Annotated in this window: 19 protein-coding genes and 1 tRNA gene; 15 read left to right on the top strand and 5 right to left on the bottom strand. The window is 57.0% G+C overall.

What is annotated here, in order from left to right; translation table 11 throughout:
* The first annotated feature begins 207 nt into the window (after positions 1–207).
* The 3 genes from DS906_RS07865 (at position 208) to DS906_RS07855 (ending at position 2,691) form a co-directional block, all read left to right on the top strand.
* On the top strand, positions 208–822 hold the full coding sequence (locus DS906_RS07865) for a hypothetical protein (RefSeq protein ID WP_113789658.1): 615 nt from the start codon (positions 208–210) through the stop codon (positions 820–822).
* A 96-nt stretch (positions 823–918) separates the two neighbouring features.
* Positions 919–1,434 (top strand): hypothetical protein, encoded by a 516-nt coding sequence (locus DS906_RS07860; RefSeq protein WP_113789657.1) that lies wholly within the window; start codon positions 919–921, stop codon positions 1,432–1,434.
* 75 nt (positions 1,435–1,509) lie between these two features.
* Positions 1,510–2,691 (top strand): site-specific integrase, encoded by a 1,182-nt coding sequence (locus tag DS906_RS07855; RefSeq protein WP_158541298.1) that lies wholly within the window; start codon positions 1,510–1,512, stop codon positions 2,689–2,691.
* Positions 2,692–3,037: 346 nt separating this feature from the next.
* Here the strand turns inward: DS906_RS07855 and DS906_RS07850 are convergent, their stop codons facing one another.
* On the bottom strand, positions 3,038–3,907 hold the full coding sequence (locus DS906_RS07850; RefSeq protein ID WP_113789655.1) for a LysR family transcriptional regulator: 870 nt from the start codon (positions 3,905–3,907) through the stop codon (positions 3,038–3,040).
* 97 nt (positions 3,908–4,004) lie between these two features.
* Between DS906_RS07850 and glyA the strand changes: the two genes are divergently transcribed.
* Positions 4,005–5,312 (top strand): serine hydroxymethyltransferase, encoded by a 1,308-nt coding sequence (gene glyA, locus DS906_RS07845; RefSeq protein ID WP_113789654.1) that lies wholly within the window; start codon positions 4,005–4,007, stop codon positions 5,310–5,312.
* 106 nt (positions 5,313–5,418) lie between these two features.
* Here glyA and DS906_RS07840 read toward each other — a convergent pair whose 3' ends face one another.
* Positions 5,419–5,964 (bottom strand): DUF2796 domain-containing protein, encoded by a 546-nt coding sequence (locus DS906_RS07840; protein WP_113789653.1) that lies wholly within the window; start codon positions 5,962–5,964, stop codon positions 5,419–5,421.
* A gap of 214 nt (positions 5,965–6,178) precedes the next feature.
* Between DS906_RS07840 and DS906_RS07835 the strand changes: the two genes are divergently transcribed.
* The 10 genes from DS906_RS07835 (at position 6,179) to speB (ending at position 17,242) form a co-directional block, all read left to right on the top strand.
* On the top strand, positions 6,179–7,447 hold the full coding sequence (locus DS906_RS07835) for an imelysin family protein (protein WP_113789652.1): 1,269 nt from the start codon (positions 6,179–6,181) through the stop codon (positions 7,445–7,447).
* Positions 7,448–7,588: 141 nt separating this feature from the next.
* Positions 7,589–7,882 carry a bacterioferritin-associated ferredoxin gene (locus DS906_RS07830; protein ID WP_113789651.1) on the top strand — a complete coding sequence of 98 codons (294 nt, stop codon included), beginning with the start codon at positions 7,589–7,591 and terminating at the stop codon, positions 7,880–7,882.
* Positions 7,830–8,315, top strand: coding sequence for a bacterioferritin (bfr, locus tag DS906_RS07825; protein WP_113789650.1), 486 nt, complete (start codon positions 7,830–7,832; stop codon positions 8,313–8,315). Before DS906_RS07830 ends, bfr begins: the two co-directional genes overlap by 53 nt.
* Positions 8,275–9,822, top strand: a complete 1,548-nt coding sequence (locus DS906_RS07820) for a di-heme oxidoredictase family protein (protein ID WP_199528528.1) — start codon at positions 8,275–8,277, stop codon at positions 9,820–9,822. The genes bfr and DS906_RS07820 overlap by 41 nt, the downstream gene beginning before the upstream one ends.
* Positions 9,823–9,824: 2 nt before the next feature.
* A complete protein-coding gene (locus DS906_RS07815; protein WP_113789649.1) occupies positions 9,825–10,835 on the top strand; it encodes an imelysin family protein in 1,011 nt (336 codons plus the stop codon).
* Positions 10,836–10,838: 3 nt separating this feature from the next.
* Positions 10,839–11,924: a DUF1513 domain-containing protein gene (locus DS906_RS07810; RefSeq protein WP_113789648.1), complete on the top strand. Its 1,086-nt coding sequence runs from the start codon at positions 10,839–10,841 to the stop codon at positions 11,922–11,924.
* Between the two features lie 98 nt (positions 11,925–12,022).
* Positions 12,023–13,912 carry a biosynthetic arginine decarboxylase gene (speA, locus tag DS906_RS07805; protein WP_113789647.1) on the top strand — a complete coding sequence of 630 codons (1,890 nt, stop codon included), beginning with the start codon at positions 12,023–12,025 and terminating at the stop codon, positions 13,910–13,912.
* A 22-nt stretch (positions 13,913–13,934) separates the two neighbouring features.
* Complete coding sequence (locus DS906_RS07800; RefSeq protein ID WP_113789646.1) at positions 13,935–15,158, top strand: saccharopine dehydrogenase family protein; 1,224 nt, start codon at positions 13,935–13,937, stop codon at positions 15,156–15,158.
* A gap of 75 nt (positions 15,159–15,233) precedes the next feature.
* Positions 15,234–16,403, top strand: a complete 1,170-nt coding sequence (gene nspC, locus DS906_RS07795; RefSeq protein WP_113789645.1) for a carboxynorspermidine decarboxylase — start codon at positions 15,234–15,236, stop codon at positions 16,401–16,403.
* Positions 16,400–17,242, top strand: coding sequence for an agmatinase (speB, locus tag DS906_RS07790; protein ID WP_113789644.1), 843 nt, complete (start codon positions 16,400–16,402; stop codon positions 17,240–17,242). The genes nspC and speB overlap by 4 nt, the downstream gene beginning before the upstream one ends.
* Here speB and DS906_RS07785 read toward each other — a convergent pair.
* Entirely contained in the window at positions 17,239–17,829 is a 591-nt protein-coding gene (locus DS906_RS07785) for an HD domain-containing protein (RefSeq protein ID WP_113789643.1), read from the bottom strand. The genes speB and DS906_RS07785 overlap by 4 nt on opposite strands.
* A 100-nt stretch (positions 17,830–17,929) precedes the next feature.
* Here DS906_RS07785 and DS906_RS07780 point away from each other — a divergent pair, with 100 nt between their 5' ends.
* Positions 17,930–18,760 (top strand): LysR family transcriptional regulator, encoded by an 831-nt coding sequence (locus DS906_RS07780; RefSeq protein ID WP_158541297.1) that lies wholly within the window; start codon positions 17,930–17,932, stop codon positions 18,758–18,760.
* Here the strand turns inward: DS906_RS07780 and lptF are convergent.
* Together lptF and DS906_RS07770 are read right to left on the bottom strand one after the other, a co-directional pair.
* Entirely contained in the window at positions 18,757–19,896 is a 1,140-nt protein-coding gene (gene lptF / locus DS906_RS07775; RefSeq protein ID WP_158541296.1) for an LPS export ABC transporter permease LptF, read from the bottom strand. The genes DS906_RS07780 and lptF overlap by 4 nt on opposite strands.
* A 268-nt stretch (positions 19,897–20,164) precedes the next feature.
* Positions 20,165–20,240, bottom strand: a tRNA-Trp gene (locus tag DS906_RS07770).
* Positions 20,241–20,330 lie beyond the last annotated feature (90 nt).

Below are 20,330 nucleotides of genomic sequence, written 5' to 3'. Positions count from 1 at the left end.
GCGTCAAAATCACCGCAAAAAACGGGTCACGGATTTGGGAGGCAAAGAGAGGCCCGCTAACGCGGGCACATCGGCATATTCACCACACCATTAAACTGTCGGATTGATAGCTTTACTCAACCGCTGGAACACACCAACGAACTTTGAAACAAGCGTGTCGAAGGCGAATGCCAAACTGAAATCCCCAATTCTAAGAATTAGGTAATCATGAACTACTCTTGGTGTGAATTATATCTGTTTCTCAAAGACTGGCAGACCCTAGTGGGGGCCTTACTTGCGCTCTTCGCGGCCATGGTGACAATCCTTGTCATGCTCTGTCAGGCTGCCAGCGAAAAGAAGCGGCACCGGAACCAACTAAGCCGAAAGAAAATGGCTGCGCGAGCACGAATGCCGGATGCCCTTAGTGGAATCAGTGGATACGTGCGTGAAGTAGGTAGATTTCTTACAGGACAGACCGACGAAAGACCCGATGCACCGACCTCATCAATTGAAACACTGAAGCAAGTAATCGAGCACATTGATGATGATGCGTCAGCAAGGTCTTTTGAACTTGTATCATGGTACCAAGTCCAGAGGGCCCGGATGCAAGGTAACGATAATCCACAAAATGACACTGGGTTGCTCTATGACATCGTGCTGCTCCTAGCATACGTAAATAGCCTTTTTGATTATGCGCGGAACGAAACTCAGACAGTATCAAACGAGCGGTTCTCTCGGGATGAGATGATGAGCGCTCGTAATAACACCTTTGACCTAAAATACATACTAGGTCACGAAGGCCAATTTATGCAGTTAGATGAGCGAATTCAAAATCGCTGCTAAAATGTTAACCAAAATCTACAATCCTTTGAAGATGTTAGCTTGGCCACCTGTCACCAGAGGCGTCAACAATTCCACCAAACAATAACAGAGTAGCACATGAGATTCACTTCGACCTTCACCATCGCGGCGTTAGTTTTTGCCACGACCGCCACCGCTCAATCAGATGCCGTTAGGCAACAAATTGAGGACGCCATTGGTAGCTGCACTGCTGGCAGTAGCGGTAAACTGTTGAGAGACCTTTCGCGCAAATGGGGAACGCGGGAACAATATTCTGAGCTCTTCGCGAGTCATGACGCAATCACCTGCTATTCAGACCACCTTGGTAAAGAGGCGAAGTTCTTATCTAGCAGCGGCACCTATGCAGTCTCAACATATGTTGAGAAAGAAACCATGCTCCAAAAGGAAGCTCGATTGGAAAAGGAAAAGCGCGAAGAACAGCGTCGGAGAGATACACTTAAAGCTGCTGACGAAGCCAGGAAGGCCGCTAACGTCGCTTTGGTTAACGGTAAAGTCTATCGTGCATGTGTGGAGCTTTCCGAGAAAGACCCTATTGCAGCATATACCAATGAACTCTGCGTAAACAGCTTCAAAGCTAATGGTGACCCAAGCTAACACACTGCTGCTTCTTGCCTTTCCATGGGTTTCGAGCAACCGTGACTCCGACACGCGGAATCAGGAGTGGATATGATGAGCCACATAACTACGAAAATGGTGAAGTCCAAGGGCGACACAAGGCGCAAGGTTTATGTCGCCCGTTGGAAGGAAGGCACCAAGAAGAAAGAGAAGATTTTCGACAGGAAGCGGGATGCGACAAAGTTCCTAGAGACAGCCGGAACAGACCCCGCACGGGAACTTGATATTTATGGGAGTGACAAAACTTACGTCGAAGTCGCTCGCGAGTACCGCCTTAGCTTGATTGAACCTACTGACGGTAGTGACCCTATTGGAGAACAAACCAACCGCACATATAAGCGCTATCTTACTTATTCCGCATTCGTTTTGCAGAAGCACCGGATTGGTGAAGTGAATGACGAATGGATGCGAAACGTGCGTGACTACTGCGTCATGAATACCAATTCGACCCGCGCTGCATCTGAGGCGTTCCGCTTGTGCAAGGCGGTGATGAGCTATGCAGAGGAGCAGAGCCTTATCAAAGGCGCACCGGGGCAAAAATTAAAGGTTGTCACGAGCCGCTCAAACAAGATGCAAGAACGCATAAGAAAGACCGACCAAGTATTCACGACCGACGAAGTGCGCTCACTGCTGCGAGCCGCTGACGCGCTGGCGCAGGACAAGCAGAAACAACGCCGAAAAGCATGGGTGGCATACCGCGCACTTGCTTACTTCCTTGCGTATACCGGCGCTCGGATTTCGGAAGCGCGGGGCTTCCCTCGCGTTGGATTCTTGCACAACCAAAACCTAATCAGCATTCGTCAAAAGGCTACTGAGAGTGGAGAAATCGAGTATCCGAAAACGCGGGACGGCATCCGCGACATTCCCCTAGTGCCCGAACTGGTGACACCCATGCAGGAGGCGATGCGAGCGCATGACCGCAACCTAGTTTTCTCGACCCGTAACGGTGATCCGCTCGAACTGAGGAACCTTTACAACCGGATGTGGAAACCGCTCCTTGCCAAAGCCAATGAGATGGCGGCTGATGAAGAAAATGAGCTGGTCCCGGTAAGAGAGCTAGGCTTTCACGCTTTGCGCCATAGCTACGCATCGCGCCTCATTGCAGCCAACGTCGACCTTAAGCGGTTGCAGGTTTGGATGGGCCATCATGACCCCGCATACACCGTCAAGCAATACGGGCATTTGATGGAAGATAGGGCCGCTGACGCGGCGTTGATGGAGAAAATCGCCGTATAGGAGTGGAAAATAGAGTGGAAAATGAATATCGCACATCACCTATTGTCTTAATAATAAATGCAAAAACAACACTTTGATATGCGCGATCATAATCCGCGTGTCGGGGGTTCAAGTCCCTCCTCCGCTACCAAAACCCCATTCAAATCGAAACGTCGGAATCACAAGCGCAAATGCCTCTTGTGATCTTGTCGCTGTGACTGAAATGGGCTGCATCCCGGCGTATCAGTTCCAACTCAGGAATCTCGTTGGTCGGATCTTGCCTGGCCGAGGTCTCAAATTCTCTCCGACACTATCCTCGCAAGGTTCAGTTGCTTTTTAAGGCCAGTAGTCATCGCCCCCGTCGCCGCTAATCTCCCCTCAACAGTTCAACTATCTCAACAAGCTCCGCGCGTCGCCTCGATGGATGCGGAAGGTTTATTACCAACGCCCGACCTGTTTCGCAGGCCTGCGCCGATACACGCACCAAATTCCCGGCCTTCAGCGCAGGCCCGATCAAGCATCCATGCGCCATCAATGCACCAGCCCCGGACTTGGCCTCTTCAACCGCAAGACCATAAAGCGAATGTTTCGGCCCTTTGGTAGGGTCTCTGATAATTGTCCCCGTCTCCTCGGACCAACGCCGCCAATCATCATGCCATGTCTGATCGTGCAGCAGCGGCGTGGATTCAAAGTCGAAACTCTCGACCAGTTCTGGCGCGCAAACCGGGAAAATGACGTCCTCCGCGATTACAATTTGATCAGCGGCCCCATCAGGTTCGGCAATGAAGACCGAAAGATCAAACAGATCACGCGACAGGCGAGGTGTCGTTTCCATGGCCGTTACCGAGAACTTCAGAGCCGGCCGAACGTTTCGGATACGCCCCAAGCGCGCCGGCAGCCAAAGTTGCGCGACCGAAGGCAGGGCGGCGATGTGGATCTCAACGCTCGGGCTCAGGTTCCGCAGGTTCTGCGTTGCGGCCGCAAGCTGATCGAAAGCCAGGGTGAAATCACCGGCCAGCTCGCGCCCGGGTGGGGTCAGCTCAACCCCTTGCGCGTTTCGCCGGAACAGCGGCACGTCTGCCCAAGCCTCAATCGCTTTGATGTGTTGCGAAATCGCGCCGGGCGTGACGCTCAGCTCTTCGGCCGCAGCAACGAAACTGCCCAGCCTTGCTGCAGCTTCAAAAGCGCGGAGTGCGTTAAGAGGCGGCCCTTTCGGGCGTCTTGGTAGAACAGCCATTGCTTTAGACTCAGTTTTTCTACGCCAAGAAATAGCAATTCTGATTTGCGGTGTCGCCCCGTTTGTTCAATCTGGTGACAAGCAGGAGGTCACAGACATGACAATCACACACCGAAACTGGGTCCCGGATCAGTGCGAAACCCGTGTTCAACAAATCGCCGCTAAGACGTCTCAGGCCACGTCTGATGAGCTGATCAAGCGGATCGACGATCTCGCGACCCGAAACCGCGAGATCCACGAGCACGAGTGTTTCAACCTAAACCCCGCGACCAACGTGATGAACCCAAAGGCCGAGGCGCTGTTATCGTCGGGCATCGGGTCGCGACCGTCGCTGGGCTATCCCGGCGACAAATATGAGATGGGGCTGGAGGCCATTGAAGAGATCGAAGTGATCACTGCCCAGCTCTGCGCCGAAGTCTTTGATGCCCAATTCGCCGAAATCCGAGTGCCGTCGGGCGCGATTGCCAACCTTTATGGTTTTATGGCCACCTGCAAACCTGGCGATACAATAATTGCGCCGCCAGCCTCGATCGGTGGGCACGTGACCCATCACTTAGCGGGATGTGCCGGTCTCTTTGGTCTGCGCACGATCGAGGCGCCGACGGATGCTGACGGTTATACCGTCAATCTGGATCAGCTACGCGCATTGGCTCTGCAAGAACGGCCCAAGCTGATCACTATCGGGGGCAGCCTCAATCTGTTCGAACATCCCGTAAAAGAGGTCCGGCAAGTCGCTGATGAGATCGGGGCCAAGGTCATGTTCGACGCTGCGCACCAATGCGGGATCATCGCAGGCAAAGCGTGGAGCAATCCACTGGCCGAGGGCGCGCATATCATGACGATGAGCACTTACAAAAGTCTGGGCGGCCCCGCCGGTGGTTTGATCGTCTCCAATGACGCGGAGATTGCGCAAAAGCTCGACGCGATCGCCTTTCCGGGCATGACGGCAAACTTCGACGCGGCCAAGTCCGCAGCGTTGGCCGTAACAATGCTGGACTGGCGCGACTTTGGCACACAATACGCGGCCGAAATGATCTCAATGGCACAAGCGCTCGCGGAACGGTTGGACGCCCGTGGCGTGCCCGTCTTTACCGGTCGGGAAGGCTTTACCAACTCACACCAATTTGCTGTGTTGGCAGAACCTTATGGCGGCGGGCAAGCCGCGTCCAAAACGCTGCGCCGCGCCGGATTTCTTGCTTGCGGAATTGGACTGCCTGCGTCCGAAGTAAAGGGGGACATGAACGGCCTTCGGATCGGGACGCCTGAACTGGTCAGATGGGGGATGACGTCGCAGGACGCAGATCGGTTGGCGGCATTGATCACCTCTGGATTGGCGGGCGCGGATATCGCCGCCGAGGTCGCAGAGTGGCGGGAGAGTTTTTCAGAACTGCATTTCGTGCACTGACGGCACGTTGGGTTCCGTCCATGGCGCTTTCGCCACGCCCGCATGTTTGGGCCTTGTGCATCGTATATGGGCGCGGGCTGACGGTTATGGCCCGCGTTTTGGCATTTCACATTGCCAGATCCGGTTGGTTCCGAGTTATCTCATACGTTCGGGATTGACCGGATCGGGTCACCTGCAAGATCAACTTCTGGGCATTTTCGAACCGCTCGAAATACGCAAACCGAATACTAACCAACGCTGTAATATCCTGGCACTGAATCAGGTAGTCGGCCAGAAAGTCGCTATGTTGATCTTGATCAGCAGACTCGTTGGTATTGTCCTGCCCCAATCCCTCACCCGTAAGGGTGACATTGGCCGACGCGGTAACGCATCCGGCCTCTTCCGGCAGCACAAACAAGCCCAAAGGTTTAGACAGGTCTGAGACCGCAACCGCCACCTGCGCACGATCGTCATCGGTTTCGGCCGGGCCTGCAAAATCGATGATGTCCGCAGATGGCACGTTGAGGGACAAAGTAAATGCCTGATCAGAAAAGGCGATATCCACATATCCCGTACCATGTTCATGGGCAGGGCCCTGCACCTGCGATAAAACAATCGCCGGCGTCAGTATCAAAGCAATGGCCGCACATTTCATAAACAAGGCACCACCCACCAAAGAATCACGTGAACCATTCTAGTGTGATTAAAACCCCGTGCAATCGCGGCTTCGGTCCACCTACCCCGCTAATTATGGGTAAAGGGTGCGACATTTATTTCCGACAATAAGACTCAGGTTGACTTAACTTACTAAATCACTCAGCTTTTGGCGCATGCGCGTCGCTGAGGCGGCGCTAGTGAGTTTTTTCTGACAGGAAAGTGTCACCTCCATGACCAAATTTTTTGCCGCCACCAGCGTCTTGACCCTTGGGATCGCGACTGCAGCATTTGCCGATGCCCCCACGAAGATCGACGTTCTGACCACCTACGCAAACATCGCCGAAGCCAAATATGACGACAGCCTGATCGCGGCAAAGTCGCTGCAGGCCGCCGTAAACGCGCTGATCGCTGATCCGTCAGACGCCACACTGAACGCGGCACGCGCCGCATGGATTTCTGCACGTGTTCCTTACCAGCAAACCGAAGTTTACCGTTTCGGCAACGCGATTGTTGACGACTGGGAAGGCAAGGTAAACGCATGGCCGCTGGACGAAGGGCTAATCGACTATGTGGAAGCAGCCTATGGCGGTCCGACTGACGAGAACGAATTCGCCGCTCTGAATGTCATCGCCAACCCTAGCTTTGAGCTGTCGGGCAAAACCATCGACGCCAGCGAAATCACCCCGGAATTGCTGGGCGAAACCCTGCACGAAGCCGACGGGATCGAAGCAAACGTTGCCACAGGCTACCACGCTGTCGAATTTCTGCTGTGGGGCCAGGATCTGAACGGCCATGGCGCGGGCGCAGGCAACCGTCCGTATACCGATTACGTTCAGGGTGACGACTGTTCGGGCGGCAATTGCGACCGCCGTGCACAATACCTTAGCGCTGCGACTGACCTGCTGGTCAGCGATCTGGAATGGATGGCCGCGCAGTGGGCCGAAGGTGGCGAAGCACGCGCAGCCCTGACTGCCGACGAAACCGCAGGCGTCAGCGCCATTCTGACCGGCATGGGCTCGCTGTCATACGGTGAGCAGGCGGGTGAACGTATGCGCCTTGGCCTGATGCTGAATGACCCCGAGGAGGAGCATGATTGTTTTTCGGACAACACCCATAACAGCCATTATTATGATGGGCTGGGTGTTCAGAACGTCTATCTCGGCAGCTACACCCGTATCGACGGCACCCCGGTCAGCGGCGCATCCTTGTCTGATCTGGTGATCGCCAGCGACCCCTCTCTGGACGCCGAGATGAAGGTGAAACTGGCCAACACCATGCAGGCGCTGGGACGTCTTAAATCAACCGCAGAGGCCGGATTTGCCTACGACCAGATGCTGGAACGCGGCAACGAAGGCGGCGAAGTGCTGATAATGGGCGGCGTTAACGGCCTGGTCGACCAGACCAAGACGATCGAACGCATTGTGACCGTCTTGGAACTTGACCAAATCGCCTTCGAAGGTTCGGACAGCCTGGACAACCCAGACGCAGTTTTCCACTAAAGCAACGGGCCTACACCCCAGGGAGGCGGCAGGTTCACGCCGCCTCCAAATCTTGTGAGGTACCTTTGATCTGTTGCCTCTGGACGTTTCCAAATTAACTTACTAATACAGTAAGAAATACAACTCAGAGCCCTGATTGCTATGATCGTATGCCACTGCACAAACATCTCGGATCACGATATCCGCGCAGCTATCGACTGGATGCGCACGTCTGATCCTTACGCGGTCATTACCCCTGGTAAAATCTACCATGCCCTTGGAAAATCAGCAGATTGTGGCGGGTGCATGCCGCTTTTCCTAGACTCGATGCGCTCCAGCGATAAGTTGGAGGTCCCGATGCAGCTTCGCGCACTTCGCAGCGAGGTAACACAGGTGAATGCAGATGAAGGGCGACCCCAAGGTCATAGAATATCTCAACAAATCTCTGCGGCATGAGCTGACGGCAGTCAGCCAGTATTGGCTGCATTACCGCCTGCAAGAGGATTGGGGCCTCGGCCACATGGCCAAGAAAAGCCGCGAAGAATCCATCGAAGAAATGGGGCACGCGGACAAGCTGATCGAGAGAGTCATTTTCCTGGGCGGTCACCCGAACCTGCAACAGCTTGACCCTTTGCGCATTGGCCAGACGCCAAAAGAGACGCTGGAATGCGATCTGGCGGCAGAGATCGACGCCCGGGCCTTGTACAAGGAAGCGCGCGAATACAGCCAGAGCGCTGGGGACTACGTCACTATGTCTCTGTTTGAAGGATTGCTGCCGGATGAGGAAGGGCATATCGATTTCCTCGAAACGCAGCTGGACCTGTACGAAAGGATTGGCGAAGCCAATTATGCGCAACTCAACGCATCGAAAATGGACGAAGGCGCATAAGCTGTCGCTGGTGACGGTGGCCGCCCTTGCAGCCACCCAATCCCTGTCGGCAGAGCTGCGGGATCTTCACCTGAACTACCTTCCCAGAACCGAAGACGAACAAGCGAGGATTGCGCGGGTAACCGCCGCACCTGACGATTTCAGCACACCGCAGCGCTTTGAAGAGTTGCCCGGTGGTGCTGCAACAGTCCGGGCGCGCACCGACGCAGATGCGTTTTCGCAGCCCTCAGGCAACCTGAGTTTCGAGCAGGAGCTGGACTTCAAAGTCGGCAACGGGCTGTTCAAGAAAATCTGGGTGTCTTCTCCGTCATCTACACTGGCCTCGGATGGGTTGGGGCCACTTCATAACGCACGATCCTGCCAACGCTGTCACATCAAAGACGGGCGCGGGCATACGCCCAACGGGCCAGATGACAACGCGATTTCGATGTTCCTGCGCGTGTCCATCCCTGGCACATCTGAAGACGGGTACGCCGAGATCGAAGACTACATCGCCACCCTGCCCGAGCCGAATTACGGCGGGCAGATGCAGGATCTGGCCCTGCCCGGCCACCCGGCGGAATACAGGCTGGATATCACTTACGAGGACGTTCCCGTCACGTTGGCTGAAGGGGAAACCATCACCTTGCGGCGCCCGACCTACGAGGCTGCGGATCTGGGTTATGGCCCGCTGCATCCCGACGCCATGATAAGCCCACGCGTGGCCCCGCAGATGATCGGCCTGGGTCTGCTCGAAGCGATCCCGGTCGAGGACTTGTTGGCGAACGCGGACCCCGAAGACGAGAACGGCGATGGAATCTCCGGCCGCCCCAACATCGTATGGGCGATTGAATACGGCGCGCCGATGATGGGTCGGTTTGGCCACAAGGCAGGTATGCCCACGATCATGGAGCAATCCGCGGCGGCCTTTGCCGGGGATATCGGCATTTCCAGCCCGCTCTACCCGGCTCCGCATGGTGACTGCACCACTTCGCAGGTCGATTGCGTGAACGCACCGCACGGTGATGGCGACGACCGGACCTTCGAAATTGATCGGGTCGGCATGGATCTGGTCGCCTTCTACAGCCGAAATCTGGGTGTTCCGGCCCGGCGGGATATGGACGACGCTGACGTGTTGCGCGGCAAGCAGGTGTTCCACGACACTGGCTGTGCATCGTGCCACACACCCTCTTTCGTGACGCATCGCATGGAAGATCGCCCTGAGCATAGTTTTCAGCTGATCTGGCCTTACACGGACCTGCTGCTGCACGACATGGGCGAAGGGCTGGCTGACAACCGACCCGAGGCGCGTGCAACGGGGCAGGAATGGCGTACGCCACCGCTTTGGGGGATCGGCAAGACCCAGCAGGTGTCAGGACATACGCAGTTTCTGCATGACGGGCGCGCGCAGTCGTTACTTGAGGCGATCCTGTGGCACGGCGGTGAGGCGCAGGTAGCGCGTGACACTGTCGTCGGGATGCCAAAACCCGACCGCGATGCCCTTATCCGTTTTCTAGAAAGCCTTTGACTATGCGCGCCTTCGTACTTGCCCTTTCCCTGACATTGCCGCTGGGCGCCTATGCGCAAGAGCGCGGCCCGATCCTGTCCGACGCCATCGAGGCGCACATCCTACCCGGCTACGCCAGACTGATAAAGGCCACGGACGCATTGGCGGATGCGGCGCAGGCGGATTGCAACCCGACCTCGGCCAAGCTGCGCACTGCATACCACGCGGCGTTCGACGACTGGATCTCAGTCAGCCATCTGCGCTTTGGCCCATCTGAGGCAGAAGACCGCGCGTTTGCATTGGCGTTTTGGCCCGACACCAAGGGCTTTACGCCCAAAGCCCTGTCCGGCCTGATCGCTGCCGAGGACACAGCCATCCTGTCCCCCGAGACGTTCGCGGAAACGTCCGTGGCCGGACGCGGATTTTTTGCGCTGGAACTGATGCTCTACGATCCACGGTTTACCGACCAAGGCAGCGCCGAATATCGCTGCGCGCTGATGCAGGCCATCACTACCGATATCAACCGCAACGCGATGGCAATTGACGCGGATTGGGCGGGCTACGCGCCCGCATTGGCAAACCCGGGCGAAAACAGCCCATACCGGTCTGAAGACGAAGCCATGCAAGAGCTTTACAAGGCCCTGATTACCGGTCTGGAATTCACGGCCGAAACCCGCCTTGGCCGCCCGATGGGCACGTTCGACCGCCCGCGCCCAAAACGCGCCGAAGCGCGGCGCTCGGATCGTTCACTGCGCCATGTGCTGCTGTCTCTGACCGCCTTGCGTGACCTTGCCGCGCGCCTGTCGGCAGATCATCCGGACATCGCAGCAGATCTAGACGGCGCATTCGCTGCAGCCATCGACCGGGCGCAGTCGCTGAACGATCCGGCATTTGCCGGGGTGGCAACCCCGCAGGGACGCTTCCGCATTGAGGCGCTAAGACAATCCATCAACGATGTCCGCGCCATTGCCTCGACCGAGCTTGGCCCGACGTTGGGCATCAATGCCGGTTTCAACTCGCTGGACGGGGACTGAACCATGACCAACCGTCGACGCTTCCTTGCCGGGCTGGCTGCCGCCAGCCTTGCCCCCATGCGTGGATGGTCTGCTGTCGGTGCGCCGGATTACCTGGCCGCGGCGCTGTTCCCGGATGGGACTTATCGGCTGGCCGGGATCGACGCTGGCGGCGACATCCTGTTTTCCCTGCCATTGCCCGCACGCGGGCACGCGGCGGCAGCCCATCCCCACCATGCGCAGGCGGTGGCCTTTGCACGCCGCCCGGGAACATTTGCAATCATCATCGACTGCGCGACGGGCACCCAGACCGCTTTGTTGGAGGCCCCCAAAGACCGCCATTTCTATGGCCACGGCGTGTTCTCAACCGATGGTACACGGCTGTTCACCACCGAAAACAACTATGAGACCGGTGAGGGCGTAATCGGCGTCTGGGACACCGACAGCTACGCCCGGCTAGGCGAGTTCGCCTCGGGCGGTGTCGGACCACATGACATGCGCCTCATGCCGGATGGCCGGACATTGGTTGTCGCAAATGGCGGGATCGAGACCCACCCTGAAACCGGAAGAACCAAGCTCAACCTGCCGGTGATGCAACCGCGCCTGTCCTATCTGGACCAAAACGGGAGAGTTCTGGAGCAGGTAGAGCTGCCACAAGCCTTGCACAAGAACTCGATCCGCCATCTGGCCGTGCGATCCGACAGTCTGGTCGGGTTCGCGATGCAATGGCAGGGCGACACATCGCAACACCCACCCCTGCTGGGTCTGCATCGCCGTGGCGAAAACCCTCGGCTGCTTAGCGCCCCCGACGCGTACCAAAGCACGCTGCAAGGCTACGCCGGCAGCATCGCCTTTTCAGGTGACGGCGAAACGGTCGCCATCACCTGTCCGCGCGGCAATGCCCTGCACCGGTTTCGTGTCGCAGACGGGCAGCTTGATGGCATTTTCCCATACGAGGACGTCTGCGGCCTGGGCACCGCACCAAACGGATTTGTGTTCACAACCGGAACCGGTGTCATCGGGAATGTGACAACAAGCAAGACCCGGATATCCGCCCGGTTGGATTGCCAATGGGACAACCACCTGATCCCAATTCGCGCTACTGCATAAATTCGGCAAATCCCGTTCTATAGATTACACTTGGAAGAATCATATAGCTGCCGTATTGGCGGGCGCGAAACTGGCACCTACTGCAAGGACTGACTTGATTGAAACAGACGCCCGACGCACCACATTCCATCTACGGGGTTGAGAAATGGGGCAAAGGCCTCATCGAGGTGACAGAGCAGGGTGAAATCGGTCTGCGCAATCCCATGGCACCCGAGGCCGAGGCGATCAGCCTTCCCGGCATTCTCAGCGATCTGGACGAACGCGGCATCAAGGCCCCGATGATCCTGCGCGTCAGTTCTTATTTGGAACATGAGATTGTCCACATTAACGAGAGCTTTCGCGATGCGATTGCACGCACCGGCTACAAGGGCAGCTATCGCGGTGTCTTCCCAATCAAGGTGAACCAGCAAGCGCAGGTGGTCGACCGGATTGTCGAGTTCGGCAAGAAATACAACTATGGGCTTGAGGCCGGGTCAAAGCCTGAATTGGTGGTGGCCTTGGCGCATCGTCTGGCCAGCGAGGCGCTGATTGTCTGCAACGGCGTGAAGGATGCCGAGTTCATTCAGCTGGCCATCCTCAGCCGCAAGATTGGCTTCAACACGGTCATTGTTCTGGAAAGCCCGAAAGAGGCTGACACAGTCATCCAGGTCTATAACGAACTGGGCATCGAACCCCTGATCGGCGTGCGGGTAAAACTGACCAACCAGATCAGTGGCAAATGGGAAGAAAGCTCGGGTGATCGATCGGCCTTTGGCATGAACACCGATCAGCTGGTCGCCACGGTGGACAAGCTGAAAGCGGCGGGACTGCTGCATTGCCTGAAACTTCAGCACTCACACCTTGGCTCGCAGGTGCAGGACGTCAACGATGTACGCCGCGCGGTGGGCGAGGCCTGCCGCTATTACACTGAACTGACACGCGAAGGCGTGCCGCTCACCCATCTGGACCTCGGCGGCGGCATGGGCGTAGACTATACGGGTGAGAAGAAGGCCGCCGAGAACTCGATCAACTACACGGTCGAGGAATACTGCGCCAATGTCGTGGAAACCGTCGCCTATGCGATGGATGAGGCAGAAGTGAACCATCCCACGCTGGTTACCGAAAGCGGCCGCGCCGTGGTGGCGACATCGTCGATGCTGGTGTTTAACGTGCTGGAAAGCACGCTTTACGATGCGCCCAACGGCCCCGAGGTTGAGGCTGATGATCACCATCTGGTCTCAGATCTGGCGGCAATCAACGGCTATCTCAGCAGCGACCGCCTGCAGGAGTGCTGGAACGACGCGAATTTCTACCGCAACGAACTGCGCGCGCTGTTCCGTCGCGGCTATGTGGATCTGCGCCAGATGGCTCGGGCCGAACGGATCTATCTGTCGCTGATGGCCCGCCTCAAGGCGCTGGCCGCAAGTGACGATCTGGACACGGATGTGGATGATCAGCTTGAGAAAGTAGCCGATATTTATCACTGCAACTTCTCGTTGTTCCAGTCGCTACCGGATGTCTGGGCCATTGACCAACTGCACCCTATCGTGCCGTTGCAGGGCCTGAACCAGACGCCAGATCGTCGCGCGGTGCTGTCCGACATCACCTGCGACAGCGACGGGAAGATTGATCGGTTCATCCTGGCCGACGGCGTCTCGCCCAGCCTGCCGGTGCATTCCCTGCCCGAGGATCAGGAGTACCTCATGGGCGTCTTCTTCGTCGGTGCCTATCAGGAAACGCTGGGCGATCTGCACAACCTGTTCGGCGACACCAACGTTGTTACCATCGACCTGCGCGCGGACGGCGGCTTTGACCTGCTGCACGAGCAAGAGGGCGACACGATCAGCCAGGTTCTGTCTTATGTCGAGTTCGACCCCAACGATTGTGTCGCCGCGTTCCGCAAAATGGTGGACGAGGCGATCTCGACCGGTACTCTGATGGCCAAGGACCGCAAAACCCTGATGAGCGCCTATCGCGACTCCATCAACGGCTACACCTATTACGAATAACTCCAGAGAGGAGATGACCCCCATGGGAACTTTGAGTGGCAAAACACTGGTTGTCGGCGCGGGCGGCGTATCGCACGCCGCCGTGCACAAGATGGCGATGAATTCAGATATCTTCACCGAAATCACTCTGGTCAGCCGGACAAAATCGAAATGCGACGCCATCGCCAAAGCAGTGAAAGAGCGTATGGGCGTTGATATCGCCACGGCGGAGCTGGACGCCTACAAGGTCGAAGATACCGTCAAGCTGATCAAGGAAACCGGGGCCGAACTGCTGGTCAACCTCGCCCTGCCCTATCAGGATCTGGTGCTGATGGATGCGTGTCTTGAGGCGGGCATTCATTATCTCGACACTGCGAACTATGAACCCGAAGATGTGGCCAAGTTCGAATACCACTGGCAATGGGCCTATCAGGACCGGTTCAAAGAGGCAGGCCTGACCGCCATCCTCGGCTCGGGCTTTGATCCGGGCGTGACCAGCGTGTTCGCCAAATGGCTGAAGAAACACAAGCTGGACACCATTCGCCAGATCGACGTGCTGGACGCCAATGGAGGTTCGAACGATCAGGAATTCGCCACCAACTTCAACCCCGAAATCAACCTGCGAGAAGTGCTGGCCGAAGTGCGCCACTGGGAAAGTGGCGCATGGCATTCCAGCCCAGCGATGACCACAAAGGTCGAATACGATTTCCCCGCCATCGGCCAGAAAAACATGTACCAGATGTATCACGAGGAATTGGAGTCGCTTACAACTCACTTCCCCGAGATTGAGCGTGCCCGCTTCTGGATGACCTTCGGCGACGCCTACATCACCCACGCCAAGGTGTTGGAGAATGTCGGCATGACACGCATCGACCCGGTGATGCATGACGGCAAGGAAATCATTCCAATCCAGTTCCTGAAAACTCTGCTACCCGATCCCGGCGATCTGGGTGCCGAAACCAAAGGCAAAGCCTGCATCGGCGACATCGCCACGGGTCAGGCCAAGGACGGCTCGCGCGAGAAAACCTATTACATCTACAACATCTGCGATCACGAAGAATGCTATGCAGAAGTCGGCAGCCAGGCCGTCAGCTACACCACTGGTGTTCCTGCCATGATTGGCGCGGCGCAGGTGCTGAAAGGCAACTGGTCCGAGCCGGGCGTGTGGAACATGGAACAGCTGGATCCGGACAACTTCATGGACATGCTGAACGAACACGGCTTGCCGTGGCAGGTCCACGAACTCGACGGTCCGGTCGAGTTCTAACTTCATCTTTTCCAAAATACTCCGGGGGTCCGGGGGCAGAGCCCCCGGCCTCTCCACAATTCGGAGGCGCCGGACATGTCCGACATGATGACCACACAGGCCGGAGACGCCGGAGCCTTTCGCAGCTTTGACCTGAGCCGCGTGCCAAGCCCCTGCTTCGTGGTTGATGAAAAGGCCGTCGAGCGGAACCTGACCATTCTCGGCGATATTGGAACCCGATCCGGCGCCCATGTGCTGAGCGCGCTCAAGGCATTCTCGATGTTCTCGCTCGCCCCGCTTGTTCGCCAACATCTTGGCGGCACATGCGCGTCCGGCATTTTCGAAGCACGGCTGGGTCGCGAAGAATATGGTGGCGAGGTCGCGACCTTCTGCGCCGGGTACAAGGACGCGGACGTCGATGAAATTCTGTCGTTGTCCGATCACATCATATTCAACTCACCAGCGCAAAAAGACCGGTTTCTTGCCAAAGCTCAGAACGCTGGCGTTCAGGTCGGTCTGCGCATCAACCCGGAACATTCCGAAGGCGAGATCCCAAAATATGACCCCTGTGCGCCCTGCTCTCGCCTTGGCACCCCAATCAGTCAGTTGACGACCGACGACCTGACCGGGGTTGATGGCCTGCACATGCACACGCTCTGCGAACAAGGGTTCGCGCCATTGCGGCGCACTTGGGAAGCCATCCTGCCAAGACTCAAGCCCTTCCTCGGCCAACTTAAATGGCTGAACTTTGGAGGCGGCCATCATATCACGCGCGACGACTATGATCGCGACGGGCTGGTGGGGTTCATCAGGGACATCCGCGAGACATACGGCATCGAAGTCTATCTCGAACCCGGTGAGGCGGTCGCGCTGGACGCAGGTATCTTGGTCGGCGAAATCCTCGACCTGCCAACCAATGGCATGAACCTTGCAATCACCGATATCTCGGCAACCTGCCACATGCCTGACGTGATCGAAGCGCCCTATCGCCCCGCCCTGATGGATGAGGCCGAAGCAGGCCACACCTACCGTCTGGGCGGCCCCTCCTGTCTGGCCGGTGACGTGATCGGGGTTTACACTTGGGATCAGTCACTGGAAATCGGCCAACGCTTTGCCTTCCTCGATCAGGCCCACTATTCGATGGTCAAGACCAATACGTTCAACGGCGTACCGCTGCCAACCATCGCGCTGTGGAACAGTGATACGGACGAACTGAAGATCATCAAACAGTTCGGCTATGACGACTTTAAGGACAGACTCTCATGAGCATTTTCCTCGACAGTGAACTGACCGCTTCCGAGCGCTCCGAAGACGCCCGTTTCCGCGTGATCCCGGTGCCGCTGGAGCGCACGGTCTCTTACGGCTCAGGCACGGCCAAAGGGCCTGATGCCATCATCGAGGCCAGCAATGAGCTGGAACGGATAACCGGCCATGCTGAGCCTTGCGTCGAGGGGATTTTTACCGAAGAGCCGGTGGATTGCGACGCCGCCCTGTCCGAGATCATGGAGCGCCTTGCCCAGCGCACCGAAGCTGCAGTACGCGCGGGCAAAGTGCCGGTGACTTTGGGTGGTGAGCATTCCCTCAGCTATGGCGCAGTGATGGGCGTAGCGCGTGCATTGGGCCAACCCATTGGCATTGTTCAGATCGACGCCCATGCTGACCTGCGCAACGCCTATCAGGGGGAAAAACACTCCCATGCTTCGGTCATGCACCTGCTGGCCGAAGAAGGCGTTCGATTGGCCCAGTTCGGCGTGCGCGCCTTTTCGACCGAAGAAGCGCAAAGTCGCTTGAAGAACCACGTCTTCCACGTTGATGCAGAAGATCTGGTCACCGGCAACATCCATGCCGTCGACCTGCCAGAGGATTTCCCCGAGCTGGTCTATATCAGTTTCGACGTCGACGGGCTGGACCCGGCGATCATGCCCGCCACGGGAACTCCGGTGCCCGGTGGTTTGGGATATTATCAGGCTCTGCGGCTGGTTGAACACGCCCTGAAGGGCCGCAAATGCATGGGCTTCGACGTGGTGGAGCTGGCCCCGAACGGCAATGCCGCCTGGGACTTCACCGCCGCTCAGATCGTTTATCGCCTGATGGCCGCCTGTTAACCCTCGGACGTTTCATTCAGTTCCATATGGCCTTCGCCCTTGTTCAAGACGCGGCGCAGCATGGGTTCAAAGAACTCAAGCGATTTGGTCGGGTAGTCCGGATCAAACGCCTTCTGATCGTATTCATGGCAGAAGTAACGGCAGTCCTCCCAATAGGGGCTGTCGCGGTACTTGTCGCGGGCGTTGCGATCACCGCCCAGATGATGATTGTAGTAATAGCCTTGGAACACACAGTGGTGTTTCAATATCCAATGGGTTTTCTCGCTGACATAAGGTTTCATCATCGCAGCCGACAGCTCACCATGGTTATACGGTGACAGAATATCTCCGGTGTCATGGATCAGGGCCGCGACCACCAGTTCTTCATCTGCACCATCCTCATAGGCACGCGTCGCGGCCTGAAGGCTGTGCTGGTAACGGTTGACCGGGTATGGCGTCCACGCCTCGTCCAGGGAACGGATCGCGTCCAGGATTCGGTCTGGAAGGGCGGCGTTGAACGCCTCTTCATACTCCATGACAGCGTCCCAATCGGCTTTGGTCGCCTCTTCAAAACTGGTCCAGGTGGGTTTGTGGCTTTTGTCCAGCATGATGTTTCCTCTGGCTGATCTGCTACGGCCAGCATATCCGAAGGCGACAGCTGAAAAAAATGAATTGATTTTATCACCTCGATCAAAAAATACTTTCAGCATGCAAATCAAAGCCCTTGAGACATTTCTGTGCGTTGCAGACACAGGTGGCTTCCATGCCGCTGCACGACACCTCAACATCACACAGACTGCGGTCAGTGCCCGTATCAAACTGATCGAAGAGGAAACCGGAAAGCCTCTGTTCACTCGGGGCGCAGGCGGCACCAACCTGACAGAATTCGGACGGCAGTTTCGGCCCTATGCCGAGCAGATGTTGTCGTTGTGGTCCTTCGCCTCGCGCGATCTGCCGGGCCAGACACCGCACCGGATCGCCCTTCGCCTTGGTGCACAGCTCAGCGTTTGGGATCCATTGCTGGTCGATCTGGCCGTTCGCTATGAACAGCGCCATGGCCAGCTATTGCTGACCCTGAACTACGATCATGACCTCAACATGGTCGAGGCCGTGGCGACGCATGTATTGGATGCGGCACTGACCCACGAAAAACCATCTGATCGGCGTGTGCTGTATCACGAACTGGCGCCGGAACGTTTGTTGTTGGTCGAATCCCCCGGCGCCGGCAAAAACCCGGTTTTCGTCAATCTCGAGTTAGGCGAAGTTTATCAGGACCACGTGCGGTCAGCAGCGCGCAAAGCGGCTGGACAGACGCTTTTCTTGGGCAATTGCATGATGGGCCTGCGCTATGTATTGCAGCGCGGCGGAACAGGTTATTTCCCCGAATATGTTATTTGGGATCAATTGAACGAAGGCACCTTGGTGCCGGTTGCCGAAGCGATAGACCTGATGTTGCCGCTTTATCTGGTGACCCGACGGGACAGCGAAGCCTTCGACGACGTGGTGGCCTGTCTGACCGAACTGCGCGCGGCAGATTAAGCTTGAGACAAGGTTCCATTCGCCCCCCGCGATCGGGTGCGCAGCAATGGCCGCCCGGCGATCAACAGGAACACGCATGAAATCAAGACGCCGACAATCGCCGGAAGATAAAGCAAAATCCACAGGTTTGGATCATCAATCACGACCGGCGACACAAAACCCCGGACACCCTCCAACAGGACCAAAATCGTGAATGCTCCGAATATCTGTGGCCATAGGCCAAAGCGCGAAAAACTGCCCAGCATCAACGTTGAAAAACCAGCCATCGCCACCGCGATACAAATGGCGATCCATGAAAAACGCTGATGCAATTCTTCGATCAGTTCCCCTTCCGAGAACTGCTCGGTCGCCAGAATACTATCCCGGCCCTGCAAAAGCTCGAGCGTTGGGATCGCCTCAAGACTACGCATGGCGTTGGTGTCTGAATTTGTCAGTTCCGAGATGTCATAAGAAGCATCCGCAAAAAGCGTCGAAGACAGCGCCCTGCCTTCTGGATTCAGGCGCAATGCGATCCCGTCCACCATCACCAGATGAATGCCGGAACCATTGTTGACCAGATAAGCCGTCTTGCTGGAATAGCTGACCGGGCTCTCTTCATCCCGACGGTCTGAGACAAAGACCTCGGACAGCGTGCCATCCAGATCAATTTTACCGATGTAAACCGTAACGCCTTGCGCGGGGTGCAGAAATTCGCCCTCATTCAAAAGCTGGGCGGTGACATCCCCCGCGACCTCGGCTTGGCGCTGTTCCAACTGTTCAACGGACGCGGGGCGCAGGAAGACACTGATCGCGGCCATCATAAGGCCGGTAACGATGCCAAATACGAACACTGCGCGCGCCAATCTCCAGGGGCTGGTCCCTGTGGCCAGCATTACCGTCATCTCGCTTTCGCGGCTCAGGCGATTGGTCGCATAAACGGCTGCGGCAAACACCGCCATCGGCATCACGGTACGGATCAGGGTTGGCAGGGTCAGTGCGGTGAATTCCAGAAACACCATCGCGGGTTGGCCGCCGCTGATCACCCGGTCAAACAGGCTGACGGAACGGGTAATCCAAAACACCCCCACCAGAACCAGGGTGAAAAAGCCGAACAGAATCAGCAGTTGCCGCAGGAAGTAACTATCAAAGCGCGACATGAACCCTCTTCCGCCTGTCTGTTGTGGGCAGGACCATAGGCCATTCCAAAGGCGTAGGAAACCGGATTGATCGAATTGCGCGGCACCTGGCCAGGCGCTAGCTAAACCAAGGTTAGTCTCCTCGAGGCTCCAGGTTAAACACGGCCACCAACCCTTACCCCGCCTTCGAGACATTCGAGCCATGGGATGCCTAGCTTTATGAGTCAGAACCAGAATAGAGCGTCCGCTTCGCACGAAGAGGCCTGTCAACAGTTCAAATGTGAGGAAATGGCAGGGGCAGCAGGGTTCGAACCCGCGACCTACGGTTTTGGAGACCGTCGCTCTACCAACTGAGCTATACCCCTAAGGTGCGCATCAAATATGCCAGCCGCGCAGCGGACTCAAGAGGCTTTTTCATATTCCGCGCGACTAATGCACCCGACAAACAAGTTGCG

Origin of the sequence: Ruegeria sp. A3M17 (genome assembly GCF_003318255.1) — a bacterium.
GTDB lineage: Bacteria > Pseudomonadota > Alphaproteobacteria > Rhodobacterales > Rhodobacteraceae > Ruegeria.
The sequence above is the reverse complement of the archived record's forward strand: the minus strand, read 5'-3'. Positions and strand labels throughout refer to the sequence as shown.

Bases quoted from the DNA above. Each gene is read 5' to 3' on its own strand.
- DS906_RS07820 (WP_199528528.1), top strand. From the start codon at position 8,275: ATGCGCAACTCAACGCATCGAAAATGGACGAAGGCGCATAAGCTGTCG.
- DS906_RS07785 (WP_113789643.1), bottom strand. From the start codon at position 17,829: ATGCTGGACAAAAGCCACAAACCCACCTGGACCAGTTTTGAAGAGGCG.
- DS906_RS07815 (WP_113789649.1), top strand. From the start codon at position 9,825: ATGCGCGCCTTCGTACTTGCCCTTTCCCTGACATTGCCGCTGGGCGCC.
- DS906_RS07850 (WP_113789655.1), bottom strand. From the start codon at position 3,907: ATGGCTGTTCTACCAAGACGCCCGAAAGGGCCGCCTCTTAACGCACTC.
- nspC (WP_113789645.1), top strand. From the start codon at position 15,234: ATGTCCGACATGATGACCACACAGGCCGGAGACGCCGGAGCCTTTCGC.
- DS906_RS07865 (WP_113789658.1), top strand. From the start codon at position 208: ATGAACTACTCTTGGTGTGAATTATATCTGTTTCTCAAAGACTGGCAG.
- bfr (WP_113789650.1), top strand. From the start codon at position 7,830: ATGAAGGGCGACCCCAAGGTCATAGAATATCTCAACAAATCTCTGCGG.
- DS906_RS07810 (WP_113789648.1), top strand. From the start codon at position 10,839: ATGACCAACCGTCGACGCTTCCTTGCCGGGCTGGCTGCCGCCAGCCTT.
- lptF (WP_158541296.1), bottom strand. From the start codon at position 19,896: ATGTCGCGCTTTGATAGTTACTTCCTGCGGCAACTGCTGATTCTGTTC.
- glyA (WP_113789654.1), top strand. From the start codon at position 4,005: ATGACAATCACACACCGAAACTGGGTCCCGGATCAGTGCGAAACCCGT.
- DS906_RS07855 (WP_158541298.1), top strand. From the start codon at position 1,510: ATGAGCCACATAACTACGAAAATGGTGAAGTCCAAGGGCGACACAAGG.
- speB (WP_113789644.1), top strand. From the start codon at position 16,400: ATGAGCATTTTCCTCGACAGTGAACTGACCGCTTCCGAGCGCTCCGAA.
- DS906_RS07780 (WP_158541297.1), top strand. From the start codon at position 17,930: ATGCAAATCAAAGCCCTTGAGACATTTCTGTGCGTTGCAGACACAGGT.
- DS906_RS07800 (WP_113789646.1), top strand. From the start codon at position 13,935: ATGGGAACTTTGAGTGGCAAAACACTGGTTGTCGGCGCGGGCGGCGTA.
- DS906_RS07830 (WP_113789651.1), top strand. From the start codon at position 7,589: ATGATCGTATGCCACTGCACAAACATCTCGGATCACGATATCCGCGCA.
- DS906_RS07860 (WP_113789657.1), top strand. From the start codon at position 919: ATGAGATTCACTTCGACCTTCACCATCGCGGCGTTAGTTTTTGCCACG.
- DS906_RS07835 (WP_113789652.1), top strand. From the start codon at position 6,179: ATGACCAAATTTTTTGCCGCCACCAGCGTCTTGACCCTTGGGATCGCG.